At 37.3% G+C, this 1,815-nt stretch carries 1 protein-coding gene; it reads left to right on the top strand.

Translation table 11 applies throughout. The features are described 5' to 3' along the window. The first annotated feature begins 108 nt into the window (after positions 1 to 108). Positions 109 to 1,383, top strand: a complete 1,275-nt coding sequence (locus ACSU6B_RS29075) for an IS110 family transposase (protein WP_410889941.1) — start codon at positions 109 to 111, stop codon at positions 1,381 to 1,383. Positions 1,384 to 1,815: the final 432 nt, after the last annotated feature.

Below are 1,815 nucleotides of genomic sequence, written 5' to 3'. Positions count from 1 at the left end.
TAGCATTCCTGTAGTTCGTTATTTTTCGAGTTTGAAAAAAATAGGGCTCCTCAGTAAGATATGAGTATAGACACCACTCTAACTCACAACTTTAGGAGGAACCCTACTATGAAGTTTAAAATGCAAAACAAACAAAATCAACTAATAGAAAGAATTTCCGTTAAACATCTCGTTGTTGGTGTGGACATTGCTCAACAATTACATGTAGCACGAGCTGTTAATTTCCGTGGAATTGTTGTCGGAGATCCACTTACATTCAAAAATAATGAAGAGGGATTTGCAAGTTTAATAAAATGGATTAAAAATCTTCAAAGATTAAATAACCTAGATGAAATTATAGTTGGGATGGAACCAACTGGACACTACTGGATCAATCTTTCAAAATGGCTTTCTAAACAAGCTATTGAAGTAGTAACGGTAAATCCACATTTAGTAAAAAAGAATAAAGAAAATCGTGATAATACTCAATCAAAAAGTGATAAAAAAGATGCTTTAGTAATCGCTGATATGGTGAAGAACGGTTACTACTCTGAGGTTAGGTACACATCAGAACCGTTCGAAAAACTAAGGGTTCTTATGTCTAACCGTGATGTAGTCGTTAAACGACTTGTTAGCTCTATTAATCAATTAAATCGGTGGGTAGATATTGTGTTTCCAGAACTCCGACAGGTGTTTAAAGATATTAAGGCTAAAGGGGCAATCGCAACCCTTCGTCTATTTCCATCTCCCCTAGAATTGGTTAATTTACAGCCTCATGAGGTTATAGCAGGTTGGAAATCAATAATGAAGAGACAACCTGGGTTAAAAAAGGCCCTTTTACTTCTTCAAGTAGCCAAGAAATCTGTGGGCACAAGACAAGCACTTGATGCTTATAAATTTCATTTGGAACAGTTATTAGAAGAATATGATTTAGCTGTAAAACAACTCGAAAGAGTTGAGGAACAAGTTACTGATGCATTGAATAAAATCCCTTTCGCTAAGAAATTACTTACCATTAAGGGAATTAGTGAAATTTCCTTAGCTGGCATATTAGGTGAAGCTGGTGATTTAAGTGGTTTTTCTCACGGAAATTCTTTACTTCGCCATGCAGGATTGCACCTAGCTGAGGCAAGTTCAGGTAAGTGGAAAGGTCAAATCGTCATTTCTAAACGTGGAAGATCGAGATTACGGCGGTTCCTCTACCTAGCGACAATGAGCCTTGTGATGAACAACCCAGAATTCAAAGCATTACATTCCCATAATGTTAAAGTGAAAAAAATGAAGAAAATGAAATCGATTATGAAGTTACTTGGTAAGCTAGCTAGGATTTTTGTAGGTATATCTCGACGAAATGAAACCTATTGTCCTGATAAACTTCAACCATTATCACCTATGGCAGCCTAATCACTTAGAGAATCGAATATAATTCATCCCCTTTTATGATAGAAATATATAATATAGCAGACTTGTATAAACCGAATGTTGGCTTATTCGTAGGATTTCAAATATGTACGGAGTACCAGATTTCTTCAACATAAGGGCACAGACCCATCAGTTTAGCAAAACTGGCCTCCACCCCTTGGATAGGCATGACGAAGGAATGATAGGGCGATTGACCCGTTGAGACATGGGAGGGAAAGCCTCCAGGGGCGGCGTGGAGAATGTACATCATATGGTAAAATATGGAGTATGAATTCACTCCTTTATTTCACTATGCCTTCACGAAGCCAAAATGATCTGAACTCATTTCGAGTAACCTTTAACCCTAATTAAAGGGGTGTGAAATCCTGCGAATAAGCGAGCATTCGAGAGAAAATCGTATTAAACTGAGGGAGT

The organism is Neobacillus sp. C211, from assembly GCF_051842875.1.
In the GTDB taxonomy this organism is placed as follows: domain Bacteria; phylum Bacillota; class Bacilli; order Bacillales; family Cytobacillaceae; genus Neobacillus.
The sequence above is the reverse complement of the archived record's forward strand: the minus strand, read 5'-3'. Positions and strand labels throughout refer to the sequence as shown.

Excerpts from the sequence above, each read along its gene's own strand:
- ACSU6B_RS29075 (WP_410889941.1), top strand. The coding sequence starts at position 109 with ATGAAGTTTAAAATGCAAAACAAACAAAATCAACTAATAGAAAGAATT.